The sequence below is a fragment of the uncultured Shewanella sp. genome, from assembly GCF_947491715.1.
GTDB lineage: Bacteria > Pseudomonadota > Gammaproteobacteria > Enterobacterales > Shewanellaceae > Shewanella.
In genome coordinates this window covers 1-16,653 of sequence record NZ_CANLKR010000045.1, presented here as the reverse complement: position 1 = coordinate 16,653, position 16,653 = coordinate 1, and the positions used below count along the sequence as shown (strand labels likewise).

The 16,653-nt window shown below is 39.6% G+C and carries 15 protein-coding genes; 14 read left to right on the top strand and 1 reads right to left on the bottom strand.

Annotated elements, in window-relative coordinates:
• Nucleotides 1-369: 369 nt before the first annotated feature.
• The gene (locus Q0779_RS20780) at nt 370-1,752 is read left to right on the top strand and encodes a hypothetical protein (RefSeq protein WP_298775619.1); all 1,383 of its coding nucleotides are present in this window, start codon (nt 370-372) and stop codon (nt 1,750-1,752) included.
• A 206-nt stretch (nt 1,753-1,958) separates the two neighbouring features.
• Here the strand turns inward: Q0779_RS20780 and Q0779_RS20775 are convergent, their stop codons facing one another.
• Complete coding sequence (locus tag Q0779_RS20775; protein WP_298775618.1) at nt 1,959-2,531, bottom strand: DUF1415 domain-containing protein; 573 nt, start codon at nt 2,529-2,531, stop codon at nt 1,959-1,961.
• A gap of 382 nt (nt 2,532-2,913) precedes the next feature.
• Between Q0779_RS20775 and Q0779_RS20770 the strand changes: the two genes are divergently transcribed.
• The 13 genes from Q0779_RS20770 (at nt 2,914) to Q0779_RS20710 (ending at nt 16,648) form a co-directional block, all read left to right on the top strand.
• Nucleotides 2,914-3,609 carry an AraC family transcriptional regulator gene (locus Q0779_RS20770; RefSeq protein WP_298775616.1) on the top strand — a complete coding sequence of 232 codons (696 nt, stop codon included), beginning with the start codon at nt 2,914-2,916 and terminating at the stop codon, nt 3,607-3,609.
• Between the two features lie 15 nt (nt 3,610-3,624).
• Nucleotides 3,625-3,840, top strand: a complete 216-nt coding sequence (gene sctF, locus Q0779_RS20765; protein ID WP_298775614.1) for a type III secretion system needle filament subunit SctF — start codon at nt 3,625-3,627, stop codon at nt 3,838-3,840.
• The gene (locus tag Q0779_RS20760) at nt 3,837-4,157 is read left to right on the top strand and encodes an EscG/YscG/SsaH family type III secretion system needle protein co-chaperone (protein ID WP_298775612.1); all 321 of its coding nucleotides are present in this window, start codon (nt 3,837-3,839) and stop codon (nt 4,155-4,157) included. Before sctF ends, Q0779_RS20760 begins: the two co-directional genes overlap by 4 nt.
• Nucleotides 4,132-4,467, top strand: coding sequence for a type III secretion system inner rod subunit SctI (sctI, locus tag Q0779_RS20755; RefSeq protein ID WP_298775610.1), 336 nt, complete (start codon nt 4,132-4,134; stop codon nt 4,465-4,467). Before Q0779_RS20760 ends, sctI begins: the two co-directional genes overlap by 26 nt.
• The gene (gene sctJ / locus Q0779_RS20750; protein WP_298775609.1) at nt 4,464-5,183 is read left to right on the top strand and encodes a type III secretion system inner membrane ring lipoprotein SctJ; all 720 of its coding nucleotides are present in this window, start codon (nt 4,464-4,466) and stop codon (nt 5,181-5,183) included. Before sctI ends, sctJ begins: the two co-directional genes overlap by 4 nt.
• A 14-nt stretch (nt 5,184-5,197) precedes the next feature.
• Nucleotides 5,198-5,782, top strand: coding sequence for a type III secretion system domain-containing protein (locus Q0779_RS20745; RefSeq protein ID WP_298775607.1), 585 nt, complete (start codon nt 5,198-5,200; stop codon nt 5,780-5,782).
• Nucleotides 5,779-6,534, top strand: coding sequence for a hypothetical protein (locus tag Q0779_RS20740; protein ID WP_298775606.1), 756 nt, complete (start codon nt 5,779-5,781; stop codon nt 6,532-6,534). The genes Q0779_RS20745 and Q0779_RS20740 overlap by 4 nt, the downstream gene beginning before the upstream one ends.
• A gap of 33 nt (nt 6,535-6,567) precedes the next feature.
• Nucleotides 6,568-7,599, top strand: coding sequence for an HrpJ domain-containing protein (locus Q0779_RS20735; RefSeq protein ID WP_298775604.1), 1,032 nt, complete (start codon nt 6,568-6,570; stop codon nt 7,597-7,599).
• Nucleotides 7,600-8,294: 695 nt separating this feature from the next.
• Nucleotides 8,295-8,726: a chaperone SicP gene (sicP, locus tag Q0779_RS20730; RefSeq protein WP_298775603.1), complete on the top strand. Its 432-nt coding sequence runs from the start codon at nt 8,295-8,297 to the stop codon at nt 8,724-8,726.
• A 9-nt stretch (nt 8,727-8,735) separates the two neighbouring features.
• The gene (locus Q0779_RS20725; protein WP_298775601.1) at nt 8,736-12,713 is read left to right on the top strand and encodes a hypothetical protein; all 3,978 of its coding nucleotides are present in this window, start codon (nt 8,736-8,738) and stop codon (nt 12,711-12,713) included.
• A 215-nt stretch (nt 12,714-12,928) separates the two neighbouring features.
• Nucleotides 12,929-13,291, top strand: coding sequence for a type III secretion apparatus (locus Q0779_RS20720; protein ID WP_298775599.1), 363 nt, complete (start codon nt 12,929-12,931; stop codon nt 13,289-13,291).
• Nucleotides 13,288-15,342, top strand: coding sequence for an EscV/YscV/HrcV family type III secretion system export apparatus protein (locus tag Q0779_RS20715; RefSeq protein ID WP_298775598.1), 2,055 nt, complete (start codon nt 13,288-13,290; stop codon nt 15,340-15,342). The genes Q0779_RS20720 and Q0779_RS20715 overlap by 4 nt, the downstream gene beginning before the upstream one ends.
• Nucleotides 15,320-16,648, top strand: a complete 1,329-nt coding sequence (locus Q0779_RS20710; protein WP_298775595.1) for an EscN/YscN/HrcN family type III secretion system ATPase — start codon at nt 15,320-15,322, stop codon at nt 16,646-16,648. The genes Q0779_RS20715 and Q0779_RS20710 overlap by 23 nt, the downstream gene beginning before the upstream one ends.
• Nucleotides 16,649-16,653 lie beyond the last annotated feature (5 nt).

Genomic DNA, 16,653 nt, shown 5'->3' with positions numbered 1-16,653 from the left:
TGTTTGCCAGCTTTGCTCATTACAGGTTGCATTTTCAAGGGGCGTTTTTTGTGTATTTAATTTTTGAATGACAAAATAAACAGTCCGTATACTATTTCAATATTAAATATTATTCAGGATTAAAGTCGAACGAGAGCTTCTACATCCAAAACAAGCAACGGGGAAAATGGCTTTATTTATTGATATCGATAAGGTGTTTTATATTTAATTTTATTTTACTTTTAATTTCATATAGATAAATGTTCGTTGAAGTGGGTGCTTAATCATCTGGTTAGACCACTTAGTGGCACTATGGTAAATATTTGGCAGTATTGCTGGTTGTTTTTAGTCAGAATGAATATTAAATATAATTAACTTATTGGTTGTGCCATGACAATAAATGCGATGGAAACGGGTAACTTTTATACGGTATTAAGTGCTTCAGGCGATGACAATAAAACATTACAGTCTCAATTTGATGCATTACTGAGTAAGTCGTTTGATAAGTCATCAGATGTTAATACACAGCTAAGTCAGCTTTTTGACGTGTTAACTGAATTGGCTAGAAATAATGATCCAGACAGTGTTGATTTACTTATGCAAATTGCGTGTAAGCCTGATATCGATGATGGAGAGTCTGATCTTGCCGCTTTTAAGGCAAGGGGGATCTTAAAGGATATTTATCTGAAATCGGAACCCGATAGCCATCGAGCAATGTTAATAGAGCAAGCTGCAATTGCTATATATGAGCAAAGTGATAAACAGGGAAAATTACCTCTTGATGTTTTGACTTTTGCATTGGACGCCAGCTTAAGGGCTAACGATGCTGATAATGTAGTGAGAATTATCGACTTATTAATGCCTTTGGAGCGACTTTCTGTTGTTGAGAAAATTACCGCGGGTAAGCCCATTGATTCGATGGACTTACATGAGGATGAAGATAGTCTCATTGATAACCTTAATGCAGGTAAAATGGGATCTAAACCTGTTGTTTCTCAAGAATCTTCTTTAGTTTCACCTATGTTTGGTCAAATACACCCTAGAGGGGGGATTTCATCTGGCGTCAATACCTCAAGGTTGACTCAAGAGAACTTGGGATCTGAAAAGCATTTAGACACAATAAAAAGTGGTAGCCGTTCAGTATCTTCTAGGGGGGGCGAGCCTTTGAGTGGCGGAATAGGGGGAGGGAAATTAACCAGCGTATCAGAACTTGCACAGATGTCAGAACTTAAGCCAGTGTCAGGGCGATCTTTAGTCTATGTACCCAGCGTGGAGGCTAAACAAAGTCATCAACAAGCCAGATTAGTTTATGTTGATGTTGTCACCTCATTGCTCAAAACTAATCAACAATCAGAAGATTGGTTGTCTACAGTTATGGCCAGATGGGATAGAAAAAATCCAGTAAATAGCTTTGAGCCAGTTCAAAATGAACCTAAAAAAGTGATGAAAAGTCTTACTTTACCGGGTTTTAGCCCTGAGTCCATAAAAGCTAATGTGGTAAAACAATCAATTGTTAATCCGAGCGTTCCTTTATCTGTTAGTCCTCAAGTCGTCAGTCAGAGTGACGTTAATTCTGTCAAAAAAGAGCCGTCATCAGAAACAGATGAAAGAAAACTGATAAACAAAGATAATGTTGTGAATGATAGTAACAATCTTTCTCGTGATGGGACGATCCCAAATGGTACCATAGCCCCTTGGGAGCTTTTTCGCAAGCTGGCTCCAGCTCCCATCGTGGGGTTATATGATTGGGCCTTTGGAACAAGTAAAAATTGATGCTTTTTGTGTTGGGAATAACGGTATGACTGCGTAATACTTTATGGTGTTATTTGTCTGTCAGTGAGCGCAAATGTGCTTACTGACTTTTCTTTTTTTATTTGAAATGTTTTAGAGAGGATATTTAATTATATTTGTGTCGTTTGGGGGGATATTCTCTCGCTCATTTTGTGGACGTGTTGGTTTGCAATAACAACGTTAATGTTTCATGTTTTGCTATGACAACATTGGATTAAGAGTCTCTCAAAAAAATCACTGCCTTTTTTACGGGCGAAAGCGATATTACGTTCAGGGATAGACTCTGGTTCGTGATATTCAGATAAGGCTTTTTCCATACTGGCTTCACGAATAATGTGAAGTGTTGGATAGGGTGAACGATTGGTGTAATTGGCTGCATCACTTTGTGCTTCATCTTCAAAACAATAATCTGGATGAAAACTGGCCAGTTGGTATTGTCCTTCATAGCCTTTATCGAATAAGGCGTCATTAGCGCGATCGACTAAATCCAAATAATCGTAAAACCCTTCAAATCCGTGAGGAAAAATTAATAAACTGGTTTCTATTGTGTTTTGTTCATCTAACCGTTGGCACTCATTAACTAGGTTTTTGATGACCATTTTGATTTTTGTTTGCTCAATCACGACATAGCGTATGCTGTTGTTCTCTACTTCTTTTCGAGCAAAGGGACAGATGTTGTATTTCATTATCACCTCTTTCACCCATTTTTGTGTGTGATGAATAAACTGCTGGTGTTCGAATGAGAGGGATGTTGCTTGCATGAGATTGCTGACTTCTATGATTGAATAATTTAGATGAGATTATACTCGAGTCCTTGTCCATTGAATACGTGTCGTGAGGACTTAATGAGTTGATTGTTTTATACGCAAAATTTGTGATGAATATATTTCTACTCATGGTACTGATTGTTTTTTATTTATGAAGAAGGATAAGGATAAAGCGGGCATAAGAGTTTATCGATATCTATTTTAATCTTAAGTTTATGTTATTTAATAATATTCACCCATTTTCTTGCTAAGCGTAGTGTTTTTAGGACACCCAATCACATTTTTAACTCAGTTGATTATCTCAGGTTAATACCTGATGACATTATTTTGGGGAAAGATTGAGAATAGTCCACAATCTGAGTGAGCGGAGCTTCGCATGAGTGTAGTACAAATCATATTGTTCAAAGAAGCAGGTAAACTTCATCATAATGGTGTTGTTACATCCATTGCAGCGAATCAACTTGTTGTGACAAGTGAACAAGCCACTGCGGTCGGTGGGTATAAGAAACTGAATATGTTTTGCTACCCAGGTGAAATTCATGAAGTGTATTATGAAGTTATTGATTTATTGATTGAGGATCCTAACAATACGCCTTTTTTTATGGCCTCTTCTAAATCACTACCTGTCTTTGATGATCTGATTAATGTGATTGAACAATTGCATGATGTGAGCAGAAAGCTACTTATTAAGTTTATTTTTACCTATTGCTTAGGATTAGATAACAGCTATTTTTCTAAGCTTTTGAATCATTATTCTACTCATAACGATAGCTTACTTAATTATATTGAAGATAATTTTACTCAACCTTGGTCTGTCGCGCAATTTGCCGATGATCTTGGTATCGAAGTGCGTAAATTAAACTTATTGTTTTATAAGAACTATGGAATATCGGCGAAAAAATGGTTACTAGAACGCCGACTGGTTTATGCTCGCCAGCAATTAGTATCAACACAGAAAAAAGTGGCGGATATTGCTTATGAAGCAGGTTTTAGCAGCCATTCTCATTTCTCTGGTTCATTTAAAAAACGTTTTCAGTGCAGCCCGACTCAACTTAATGCCGATATTACATAAGAGAGGAATTTATACATGGATCTAAGTGCCATAGTTAGTCAATTATCTCAACAGTCAGCCAGTGCCGCCGCGGATCTTGAATCGGTTATGGCCACATCAGATGCTAACGATCCCGATGCTATGTTGCAAATGCAGTTTTCAATGCAGCAATATTCCAATTTAGTGGGATATGAAAGTGCCATCATTAAAACCATTAAAGATATGATCCAAGGGATTATTGCCAAAATATGAATAGTGAGGATAAAAGGCTACTCGTTGAAGCGGCAATCGCGGCATCCAATCATGGTTTGCGAAAAGAAGCTTATTCATTGTTAGCGCTTTTTCCTGAATTGATTGATGATGAAGAAGACCGTGGAATTTGCGCAAGTTTGATTTATTTTGCATTAAATGATGTAGCTGATGCATTAGCATCATTAAAATCTTGCCATAGCGACCGAGCTAAAGCCTTAGCTTTTTTATATTCCCAAAGTGGGTTTAATCATCAAGATACGCATACATTTACTCAGTTGTTAGAAGGAGGCCATGATGGATATAGAAGCGGTATCTAGAGCAACACAATTAGCCACAAAGCAACTCTATGAGCCAGCAGAGCAGGCGGTTGATGTCAAACTGCAAGATCAGTTTTCACAGTTGATGAATGTGGGGAATAATGATTTAGAAGGGGCGATGAAGGCTACCGAGATCCAAGCCCCAAAAGAAGATTTTGATGTAGTGAGTAAAACACTAGAAATGATTACGCCAGAGGCTTTACATGAAGGGCAAAAGCTTATTGCAAAGGCCATGATTGAGGTTGATTTGGTGGCAAAAGTTGCAGGCTCTGTTTCTCAAGGGATTAATAAATTGGTGACCATGGGATGAAATACATTAAGCTCTCTCTTTTATTCGTCTTATTGTTTATTTCCGGCTGTAAAATGGATTTATACCGAGGTTTGCCTCAAGATGAAGCTAATCAAATGCTAGCATTGTTAATGTTAAATGGCATGGATGGTGAGGCTGAGCTTGATCAAAAAACAGGGACAATCACGCTGCTCATTGATAAAGAAGAGTTCATCAATGCTGTAGAGTTACTGAGGCAAAATGGCTTTCCTAAAGCCCATTATACCAGCATTGAAGAGTTGTTTCCTTCGGGGCAACTAGTGACCTCTCCTGCTCAGGAGAAAGCGAAAATGAACTACTTTAAAGAGCAACAGTTAGAGCGTACATTGTCGAGTATGAAGGGAGTCATTAATGCTAAAGTGTCAATTGCAGATACCGTCACTGAAAATAACAATATGGAACCTATTATTAAATCGGCGTCGGCCTATATTAAATACTCTCCTGAAGCCAATTTAAATAATATTGAAAGTCAAATAAAAAGTTTGATTAAAAACTCTGTCCCTCAATTGGAATATGCCAATATTAGTTTATTAATGCAAGCAGCCGATTACCAATATAAACCTAAAGCAATCATTGAAGAAAAGTCGGATACATCATCACAGGAGTGGCTGTTTGAATATAAGTTTTACATTTTAGGTATTTTAGGACTCTTGTTATTAATCGTATTTGGTCGAATATGGCAAGTGAGTCGTACTTAAATGGAGTCTTAATTATGGCGCCTGAGGACAAACGGTTAAATGAATTCATGTGGCAACCTTGTGCCACTATGCATCCTTCGTGGTGGCAAGCATTAGGGCTTGAAAAGTGGCAAACTATTTCTCATCGCAGTCGATTACTCAATCAGAGAGTGAATAAGTTGGCTGTGTCTGTATTGCCGCCTTTTGATCGTTCAATGAAATTGAATTTAACCGAACAAGATAAAATATTATTGAATATGGGGGAGCGGTTACTGGTATTGCTGACTGGGGTAGGATTGGTTTTATTGAACAGTCCTGACTACATCACCATGAGGCAGTATCGAGAGGCGCTATTGAATGTTTTTACTTATGAGCAAATTCAGCAAATGCTGTCTTTATGGCCAGAAGGTGGAGAGGTTGGGGATTGCAGTGCAGAGGATCTCATTGAAACAGCTCAACACGTAGCGATTAAGCACTTTAATGTGCAATGGGAAGCATCTCAGGTGTGGCAAGCATTAAAGCCGACTTTGCCCTTTGTCAGTGAAGATGGGATGGAGGAAACAGCGAGTTCTCCTCATGATGCAAAACGTTGGTTATTCCGATTGGAGCGATTTATATGAATGAATTTGCAGTAAAAATTAAAACGTGTGATCTCATTTATGATGAACAAAGTGTAGTGACTCAATCGGATATCAATCGTGTGATTGTGGCAAGTAATTTTGAGCAAAGTGCAAAAGATAGAGTCGCAAAACTAATAGTAAGAGCCAAATTTAAAATTGAAGAAGCTCAGTTAATGGCATCGCATATTATCGAAGAAGCGAAAAGTGAAGCCATGCAGTTAACGGAGCAATGGAAGCTGGAAGCTCAGCAAGATGCAATCAATGAAGCTTTGCATTGGCATTGCCAGCAAGATGAATTCGAGTCAGAGATTGTGGCTAAATTAAAGGGCCGTATTCGTCAGCAAATGAGTGCTGTTATCTCTCAATGGGGCGCTGAGCAGCCTCCTTCAGATTTATTAATTCATCGTTTATCGACTTTAGTGGCTAAAGAAGTGGATAAATCGACATTAACTTTGACGGTTTCTTCCAGTGAATATTCGATCATCGAAGAAGCATTTTCAGAACAAATGACAGTAGAGATAGATGATGAAATGCAGCCATGGGAAGCACAATTGAGTTCAAGTTGTTTATCTATTCGTCTGAATTTAAAAGAGCATTTAAATTTACTGTTAGCGGCTTTTCAGCCTGAAAATACAGAGACTCGAGATGAACAGACGGTAGAGGTACAGGCTGAACAGGCACTTGATGAATATGAAGAAAGGATAGAAGAAGAGAGTCATGATCCTGCATTTTTAATGCAAGATCAGGCTTAACTAGCACGTTTTCGAACATAAAAGGTGTCCACTATGATAAGAGTTGATGTTGCTACTCAAGCAGATCTTCAACCCACTCAAGAAAGTACGGCTAATCGTAGCGTACAGTTTATGCCTGCATCAAGTTCCAGTGCGATGGCTGCAGCGGAGTTGGCGCAAACGCGTTCTGAAGCCATTGAAGAAACCATGGAAGGAATGAGTTTAAAATTAGGGGCGGAAGTTAAGAAACTATTAGGTGGAAAAGAAAGTAAAAGCCCACTTCTCGATGGTTTAGAAAAGTTATTGCAGCAGCTGAGTGATAAGCAATCGACTTCGGTGAATAAGTTGGTGGATAAATTTGCTAAAATTGGTGATGCTGACAAAATTATCAGTCAACTTAGAACATCAGGTATGTCCAGTGGCGACATTATGTTATTGCTGATGGCACTGCAAGTATCGGGGCGGTTAGGCAGTGCACAAATACAAAAATTGCGTAAAGCATTGGAAGAAATGTTGTCGGCTGAAGGCGCTGAACTTGCTATCATAGCGGCTATTGAGGGCTTAGGGCTTGATGAAGCGGGGCTTGCGGGTATGCGCCAATTGTACCAGCATGCCTCTAGAGGTGAGGGGGGATTGGCTAAATGGTTTGATTTATTGCAGCAATGCCCCGATCGCCGCAAACGTATTAAAGTATTGTTACGTGCGCTGTCTGAGCCACTAAATGAAAGAAGTAGTCATAGAAATATGGTAAAAGTGGTTGCTGCTGTGGATGATTTGAGACGCTTAGCCGTTTTTATGAGTCTTGAAGATCATTGCAATATGTTAGGCAGAGCGACACGGATTAATGGGGACGCAGTCATGAAAGTCTCTTTGTTGTTGATTGAACAATCTTGGGTTTATCCTGAATGGATAGAAGAACAAATACGGGAACTCCCTCTTTTACCAGCAAAGCGATTAGGCTTTTTGCGTCGTTGGCGAGAATTAGTGGTGATGATGCCCATGGCTTGTTTTAGAGATGATGATCAAAAAGAGTTAATAGAAGAGTCAATGATGACGCTACTCGATGACTGGGGGGATTTAGAATAGCATATTTTTAATATCCTATTAATTGTACTGTTTGGATAAATAATTAATAGGATATGATTTTTATCATTCCTGTCATTTATTATTCTATAAAAATCGAATTTTTATTTAATATTAGGAATTCCTCATTTTCACTCAATGAGATACGATTTTTATTGATATGACATTAAATATCTTTAAAATTCAATATTGTTTCTTTATTGCTTAAATTGCTTCTTAATTGTTATTTTTTTGTTTTGTTGGTGGGTGTTTTTTTGATTAATGTATTAGATTTTAATGTAAATTTTCGTATGCTTTTATGTTTGTTTGTTGTTTTAATTAGTTTTTATTTGTATCTATTTGTGAAATATATTTTTTAGGCTCCAAATAAGACTTTGTTTATATGGTGGAATTGATTTGAAAAGTGATAGTATTTTGTTTTTATAACAATAAATATGTTTTTTGTCTCTCTTTTGTCTGTATTTTTGGTCTTATATATCGGTTTAACTCAATTTTTTAAATCTATCACTTTTTTAAAAAATTAAATTTATATTAAATTACTCGTCTAGACATAGGTCTTACATACTATCTGCTAAGTGTTTACGTCACATCTACTGGTATTATTCATTATTAAGTACAAATAAGAAATATTAAGTAGTCTATAGCTTGCTCATTAATATTTTTTATTTTCCAATTTAAAAATATTTGAGGATGTTATTATGAGTGAGAATAATTTATTAATCGATAAGTTAGGTCATTACCTAGGACTGCCATTAACGTTTGAAGAAAATAAACCATGTTTATTAATGTTTGATGAAAAGCTTATGGTTGCGATTAATCATAAAGAAGAGCAATGGCAGTTTCATTGCATGTTAGCCGAATTGACTGTTGATACACCTATTGAGTTCTACCAATTCTATTTAGCGATGAATATTGAATTATCGCATAAGCAATTAGGATCCATTTGCTATGACGCTGACTCACGTGCGCTTGTTTATATTGCTTCTTTGTCTATGCCAGCTTCTTTTGATTCATTAGTGACTTTTTTAGAGGAGGTGGTAGACCAATACGAACAATTACATGAGCAAGTGAATAATCAGAGCCTTCATAATGATATGAAGCAAAACAGTGTTCAATTTAAATTAGCGTAGGAAAAAGATATGTGTGGTAACGGTATTAGTCAGGTTAGTCGTAGCAATGTGCACTCAATCGAAGAAAGCCATAATTCAAGTTGTATCAACGGTGGATCCTTTAAAGGCCGCTCAGTGAGTTTAGTACAAGATATTCGTCAATTTGCCAGTAATGGTTCTGTGATTAAAGGATTTAAGCCTGACGACGTTAAGGCTTATTTAAAAGCCTTAACGTCGTTTAGTGCTTCTAATGAAAGTGAAGTGGACTCAAAACAACCCAAATCACTGAAAGCGCGACAAGTCGCAGTAACGTCGAATGTGATGGAAGGTGTGGTAAAGTCTGTAAGAGATACCGCAAGTTTCATGAAAACATGGGTGGAACTTGATCCCATTAAAAATAAAGCGGCCATCGCGCTGAGAGAAGCAAATGAGCATTTTCAAGCTGCGATAGAAGATTTAGTCGAGACTGACTTACCAACAGCTTTGACTAAACCGACGACGGTTAACTCGCTACTACATTATGGTTCGTACGGTTTAAATATAATACCTGGAGTTAATGTTGGTCATGAACCACAAAGTGTTCTCGATGTGCAGAAAAAAGTCGAGCAATATAATCAAAAACAAATAGCGTTAAGCAAGTTAACAGAGTCTCTGCTGGCTAGGTTTAATAGTGGTGAGAGAAATGTACTTGATACTGAACATCAAGTTAATGCCAATGCGTTGAAAAAAGCAGTGGAAGAACTTGAAGCGGCAAGAGAGGCGGTAACTGACGAAATAACGAAACATTTTTCTTCAGGTAAGGTACCAGATTCAATCACAGCTTTACTCGAAGAATGTCAAACACAAAAAGAAGTGCTTCAAGATTTAGATTCAGCCGTTAAAGAATACCAAAACGATCTTGAACATGATGTGATAAGTGACTTCAGAGAGCAACTCAGTGCATTTGAAAAAAAGCTGCCTGATGATTTAAAAGCTTCGGTGACTTCTTTGGAGGCATTGGTGTTTTATTGTGACATTTTTGATTCTATGGCTAATATTGGCCGGAAACAAGATGTTAAAGATCGTTTAGTGACTGTTATGGCTTCACAGGATTACCAACCTGACTTAGCCGTATTAGGTAAAATGCTATCGCACTTTTTAAAAGCGGAATTAGTTGATCAATCCGAAGAGCTAGTTGGCAGTTTGGCAAAACTTCCTATGGCATTAATTGATCAGGCTGCGAAAGAGAAAGTGACTGGGTTTATTGAAGAAGTGCTGATTGCAACGAAGGAGAAAGTGAAGCAACAAAACCTTGAACGTGATCTATTGCTTCAAGGTCAAGAGGATCGTGTGATAGATAGCCGTGATGTACTCAAGGCAACTTTGTCTCAAATTCAAAAAGTCGAAGATGGTGTAGAAGATGATCACTTACGTGAAAGGACAGTCGATTTTTTACAGGAAGGAGATGGACTGGCTGATTTTCGTGTCGATGATATTACTGAAAATGATAAGCTTCAAGATGAACTTGTTAAATTTAAAGAGCACTTAGAAATAAATTGGGAACATGCAAATCCTGCCGATGAGTTATCTAGAGCGAATGACTTGCTTGATAACTTTGCACGCACATCACCCGATAATTTTGAGCAAACCTATGGCGAAATGTTTGACAATATACTTGCTCATCGGGAAGGTTTGTATGGCCTTTTAAAGAAAGCGCCTGATCAATACCATATGATGATCCAAGATAAAGTGGAAGCTTTATCTGCTCAGAAAAAGGCACTTAATGCTTTACTCTTGGCATTACGAACAGAAAACAAACCACAACTGACGGCATTATTTGAAAAGCAATTACAAGAAGTGACCAGTGAACTTGCACAAACACAATTGTTTGCATCAGTGGTGACAGAAATTAAATTAACGACAGATGTCAGAGCCGTTGGTAGCCAGAATCTCGATCGTTTAGTCCCGCTAGAGGCGCAATTAAAAGAACTCGGTCAAGAAATCAAAAGTGCTAAGGCAAAAATTAATCTGCAGATGTACCTTAAGCAGCTGCCGCTTTTGAGGGCTAATAATGAAGCCTTATTAGTCATTTCGCCCAGTTTAGTGGCACTTGAAAAAGAGCGTGCGGAATTATTTGAACAGCATAAGCACACTTATCCTGATGGGATAGAAAACAGCCTTAAAGCAGTGGTTGAGAAAAGTGCTCAAGATTATGCTGCATTTGAAAAGAAAAACCCTCCTGTCGCAGAGCCAAAGCTTGGCGTAGAAAACTATGACGAGTTAAAAAGAGAATATGATCAATATGAAATAAAGAAAGCGCAACGTATCAATCGTACGCTTCAAGCTTTTAATCAATTATCTCCTAAGTTAGGGGAAGCAGAACTTAAAGATTTAGTGAAGAAGACTTATGCCATTGAAAGCTTGAAAGTGCAAGTGAAAGCGATGGACGCTGTTTATGCAGCAAACTTGCTAAAGCTTAAAGAGAGCTATATTCAGGTTATGCAAAATGGCGGCTTTCCAGATGGCGGTGGTATGTTAAGTCTCGACGCCTGGAAAAGCTGGACGACTCAAAATGTTCTGGGTGATTGGGGGCAAGATTATCGACCAAGTTTTGAGCAGTTAGTGCTTGAGCGTCAATTGGCTAAAAATGGCATGACCAGTATTAATCAAGCTTTATACAAATTGGGTGCCACAATGACGTCAAGCGGTAAAGCATCTTTACCGGGCGATCCAGCACCCACTCCTGCTATTACTCAAAGCCTACAAGATTTATATCATTGGGCACAAAAACATCCGAGTGAAGCGGTGGCGTTAGGGGGCAGTTTATCCCATGCTTATTCGATTATTGCGTCAGGTGGAGGGAGCTTTGGCAAGCAACTAGAAGATATGGCGAATAATGTTTGGTCTAAAGCCTCTATTGAAAATCAGGTGAAAGACTTACTGGTGGGTGAAAGAAAGATTTTACCGTCTGTAGAACAATTATCAATGACGCCTGAGATGATTGCAATACTTTATCTTGCCAGTGCAGCACCTTATGTGGCAAATGCAGCTCAAGGCCTTGTGGGAGGAAATATCTTCTCAAGTGTCATTGGCGGGATCACTAGTGCAACAGGTATTGCGGCTACAGGCATGAGTAAAATGGCTTTAGGTGGTTTAGCAGGCATTTTACAAACTAAAGCGGAAGTAGAATTAGCCAGAAAAGTGTCGAGTAACCGTGAAAGGGAAGTTATGATCAGCGGTATTATGACGGCAGTTAAAACTCAAGGCACGATGACACAACGTATGGATGCGATGAAAGCATATGTGGCTTCCCGTGAAATCATGGTACAAGTAGGAACACGTATTAAGGATATTCAAGAGGTTGGCACTAAAGGCATGGTTGAAAGGCTGGTCACCGATGCTAAAAACTGGTGGTCTTTTTCAACAATGCAAGCCAAAGTATTAGCTGTTGGCACGTCGATTGTCACTGGTGGGATTTCGGGAGCTGTGGCGGCTAGCTCGGTGTTATTGACTCTGGGAACAGGCGGGTTGCCGCTTGCGATTGCAGGTATTGCAGGATTAGCGGCCGCGATGAGTGGACCCTTTGTTAGTGGTATTTTGATGAAGTATGCTGCAACGGTCGATTTTCTTGGTGGTTATGGATTTGACTTAAAGGCTACAGCGAGGAAAGTTAAAGAAGAAATGACACTTCAGCGAATTAATGAAGCGACAAAGAACCTCCATTTGAGTGAGAATGAGCAGATAATATTAGGATTTAATATTGTGCAATTCAAAGAAGAGAATGTGGCTCTTTTAGCTAAAGAGACTGAATCTAATCAAGTTGAGAAATTTCAAGCTTTGTTACAAGCGAAAATTGACGAGCGTATTGCCCAAGAGCAAAAGAAGAAGAAACTTGCAGATGAAAGCTTAGTTAATCAAGCTTATAAGCAAGGCGTGTTAAACGGTATGGATCCTAACACAGACACTGCAGAAATTTTGAAAAGTATTCATGGCATGGACAATATGCTTGAAAAATATCAGGTTGCATAGTTACGACTATTCGCCTAGAAGTATAAATTTTTATCCATTTTAGATTAAAGGGATATTGATACAGAAAAAGTGACTAAGGAAGGTCACTTTCTTCTATTGCGCCTTTTGCGCCTTTTTATTCATGCTGATTTAATTTTATTGAGTCAGGTCTTTACCTGATAGTTCATTTTTTACGTTTCCTACATGATCTCTCTGTCAATATTGGGGAGAAAGTCATGGATTTGAAAATAAAGCGCAATTTAGAGCAGTTTTTTCAATTAATGGGTGAGAAGCCTGCAGAGTTAGGTGAGAAAATCGAGTGCCACTTTCCACCTTTTGGCATTTTGCTAGAGCTTGAAGAAGGCCGTTTGTTAATGACTTCTTGGCTACTCGAGCATAAAACTACCGATATTGTACCTTTACTTTCTCGCTGTCATCCCGAAGTGTTTTTAGGCTTACCCCAACGTCTTTATATTATCAAAAATAGCTTAATGATTAGCTGCTTAATGCCCAGTGATAGTGAAGGGATGAACTGGTATCGGATCTGTAAAGCACAACGTAAATTTTTATCTAATGTGCTTAAAGGTGGCTTGCTATGAAAGCCTTGACGCGTTGGTTACAACTGGCGGCGGGGCGTCAGGATATCATATTAGGCGCCATGTTAATGATTGCTGTCTTTATGATGATCTTGCCATTGCCCACTTTGCTGGTTGATGTCTTGATTGCCTTTAATTTAGCCTTATCAATTATGCTGTTGATGATTGCTATTTATATCAAAGATCCCCTTGAATTTTCGGTTTTCCCTTCCCTTTTATTAATCACAACATTATTTCGGCTCGCATTAACCATCAGTACGAGTCGACTGATCCTATTACAGGCTGACGCAGGCCATATTGTTTATGCTTTTGGTAACTTTGTGGTGGGCGGCAATCTGGCTGTGGGGATCATTATTTTTGCCATTATTACCATTGTCCAGTTTATTGTGATCACCAAAGGTTCTGAGCGGGTTGCAGAGGTGGGTGCACGTTTTTCCCTTGATGGCATGCCGGGTAAACAGATGAGTATTGATGGCGATATGCGCGCAGGGGTCATTGATGCCAAGGAGGCGAAACGGCAACGTGGATTGGTGCAAAAAGAAAGTCAGCTTTACGGCGCTATGGATGGCGCGATGAAATTTGTTAAGGGCGATGCCATTGCGGGCGTGATTGTTATTTTAACAAACATTATCGGTGGTATTGCGATTGGCGTCATGCAGCAAGATATGTCTGCGGGGGCTGCACTTAACCTATACGCAGTATTATCAGTGGGTGATGGACTTATTGCACAAATTCCGGCGTTACTGATTTCTATCACGGCGGGATTAATTGTCACAAGGGTACCGGGCGAGCAAAGACAAAACCTCGCGTCCGATCTTGTTAATCAAATGGGTAAGCAGCCAGCATCGTTAATGCTGGCCAGTGGTGTGATGTTTGTTTTTGCCTTAGTGCCTGGTTTTCCTTTTTTAGTGTTTGGCACCATTAGTGGTTTTATTGGTTTTGGTGGTTGGTATGCTCATAAAAAACAAAAGCAAACCAGTGATTCAGGTGACGCTATGAGCAGTGGAGCTGAAGTCAATGCCGATGGGGAAGTGAGCATGGATAACATGACCCCAAGTGCCGTGCCTTTGATGCTTACTTTGGGCGAAAATGTTGATAGTCAAGGTGTTAAAGAGGCTTTACAGCGATTACGTTGGCAGCTGTTTGAGCGACTGGGTTTACCTTTGCCTGATATTCAATTTCAGCGAATTAAGGGAGGACAAGCCGATGAGTGCCAAGTGTTACTTTACCAAGAGCCTGTATTGCAATTGGCTTTAAATCCTGAAGAAGTGCTACTTAATGAGACGGTACCTCAATTACCTGCGAGGCAAGAAATATTGTCTTTCAGTGGTGAAACATTACATTGGCTGCAAGGGAACAGTATCGAGCAAGCTCAGGCTGGGCAAATGAGGCTATGTCAAGGTGCACAGATCCCAAGCTTTTTAGTGGGGAAAGTGGTTGAACGCTATGCGAATGAATTAATCGGTGTACAAGAAACACGCTATTTGATGGATGCAATGGAAGAGCGTTATGGTGAGTTAGTGAAAGAGTTGCAACGCCTGTTATCGGTGAGCAAAATCGCTGAATGTTTACAGCGCTTAGTAGAAGAAGGCATTTCGATTCGAGACTTACGCACTATTTTTGAAACCTTAGTAACTTGGGTACCCAAAGAGAAAGACATTGTGATGTTAACTGAATATGTGCGTATTTCACTACGCCGACACATTCGTCGACGCTTTACGGGGCCTCAAGGCTGGATTTCCGTGGTGATGATTGGCGAGGGGATTGAAAATATGATCCGAGAAGGGATCAGGCAATCGACTGCGGGAAGTTATTCGGCCCTTGATGGTAATCAAACGCAGCATATTTTAAATACCATTAAAGCTAAGCTGAATGACAATGTGCAATCTGTTTTATTAACGTCTTTAGATGTGCGTCGTTATTTACGAAAAATCGTCGAGAGAGACTTGTTTACTTATCATGTCTTATCTTTTCAAGAGTTAGGTGATGATGCTGAAATTAAAGTAATTGCCCATGTGGATTTTGTGGGGGATGAATTTGATGCAATTGCCTGAGAAAGAGATGCTGGTTAATGCACTTAACAATGACTTATTTGATGATGTGCCCGTGGTACCTGCCGTACGTTATTTTGGCAAAGTGAAAGAAATTGGTCCGACACTTATTCGTGCTTCTTTACCTGGGGCTCATCAAGGAGAGTTATGTGTGATAGGCAATCGTTTAAGTGCTGAGGTGGTCGCCTTAATGGGAGATGAGGCCATGCTATCGCCTTTTGACAGTACCGAAAAACTGCGCACAGGGGAAGATATTGAGTTATTAGGTCATGGTCATCGGGTGGGGGTGGGCAGTTGGCTTTTAGGCCGTATTTTAGATGGGCTGGGTAAGCCTATTGATGGGCAAGGGACACCCAGCTCTGAATTTCGAGAAAATCACAGTGAAGCACCGGATCCCCTTAGCCGGCAATTGATTTCAGAAGTGCTACCTATGGGGATTCGAGCATTAGACAGCGCGCTGACTTGCGGCAAAGGTCAACGTTTAGGTATATTTGCCGCTGCTGGTGGCGGGAAAAGTACTTTGCTAGGCATGATAGCTTCTCATTGTGAAGCGGATGTGGTGGTATTGGCGTTAGTGGGTGAGCGGGGACGGGAAGTGCGTGAGTTTATGGAGTATAACTTACCGACAGAAACTCGCAAGCGCACTGTGATGGTGGTAGCTACGTCCGATAGACCGCCATTAGAGCGTATGAAAGCGTCACTGACGGCGACCACTATAGCGGAGTATTTTAGAGATCAAGGTAAAAATGTCTTGTTGATGGTAGATTCACTAACGCGGTTTGCACGTGCTGGACGTGAAATCGGTCTTGCTGCGGGTGAGCCTGCGGTTGCCAGTGGTTTTCCACCCAGTGTGTTTGTAAATTTATCGCGTTTATTAGAAAGAGCAGGCCCTGCAAAAAAAGGTAACATCACAGGTATTTATACTGTCTTGGTAGAGGGAGATAACATTAATGAGCCTGTGGCAGACGAAGTGCGTTCTATTTTAGATGGCCATGTTGTGTTATCTCGCAAGCTGGCTGGGGCGGGGCATTATCCTGCTATTGATATTAATGCCAGTGTGAGTCGTGTGATGGATCAAATTGTGCCAAAATCTCAACGGATACAAGCGGCTAAAATGCGGCAATATTTGTCTTTGTACGAAGAAGTGCAATTGTTACTTCGAGTGGGAGAATACCAAGAGGGTAATGATGCTGATACTGATGAAGCAGTAAGAAAAATCAATGATGTCAGAGCCTTTTTACAGCAAGATGTCGATGAGCACAGTCCTTTTGAAGACACCATTTCGCTACTTGCTGATGTGGTTCGTTAGGTGTT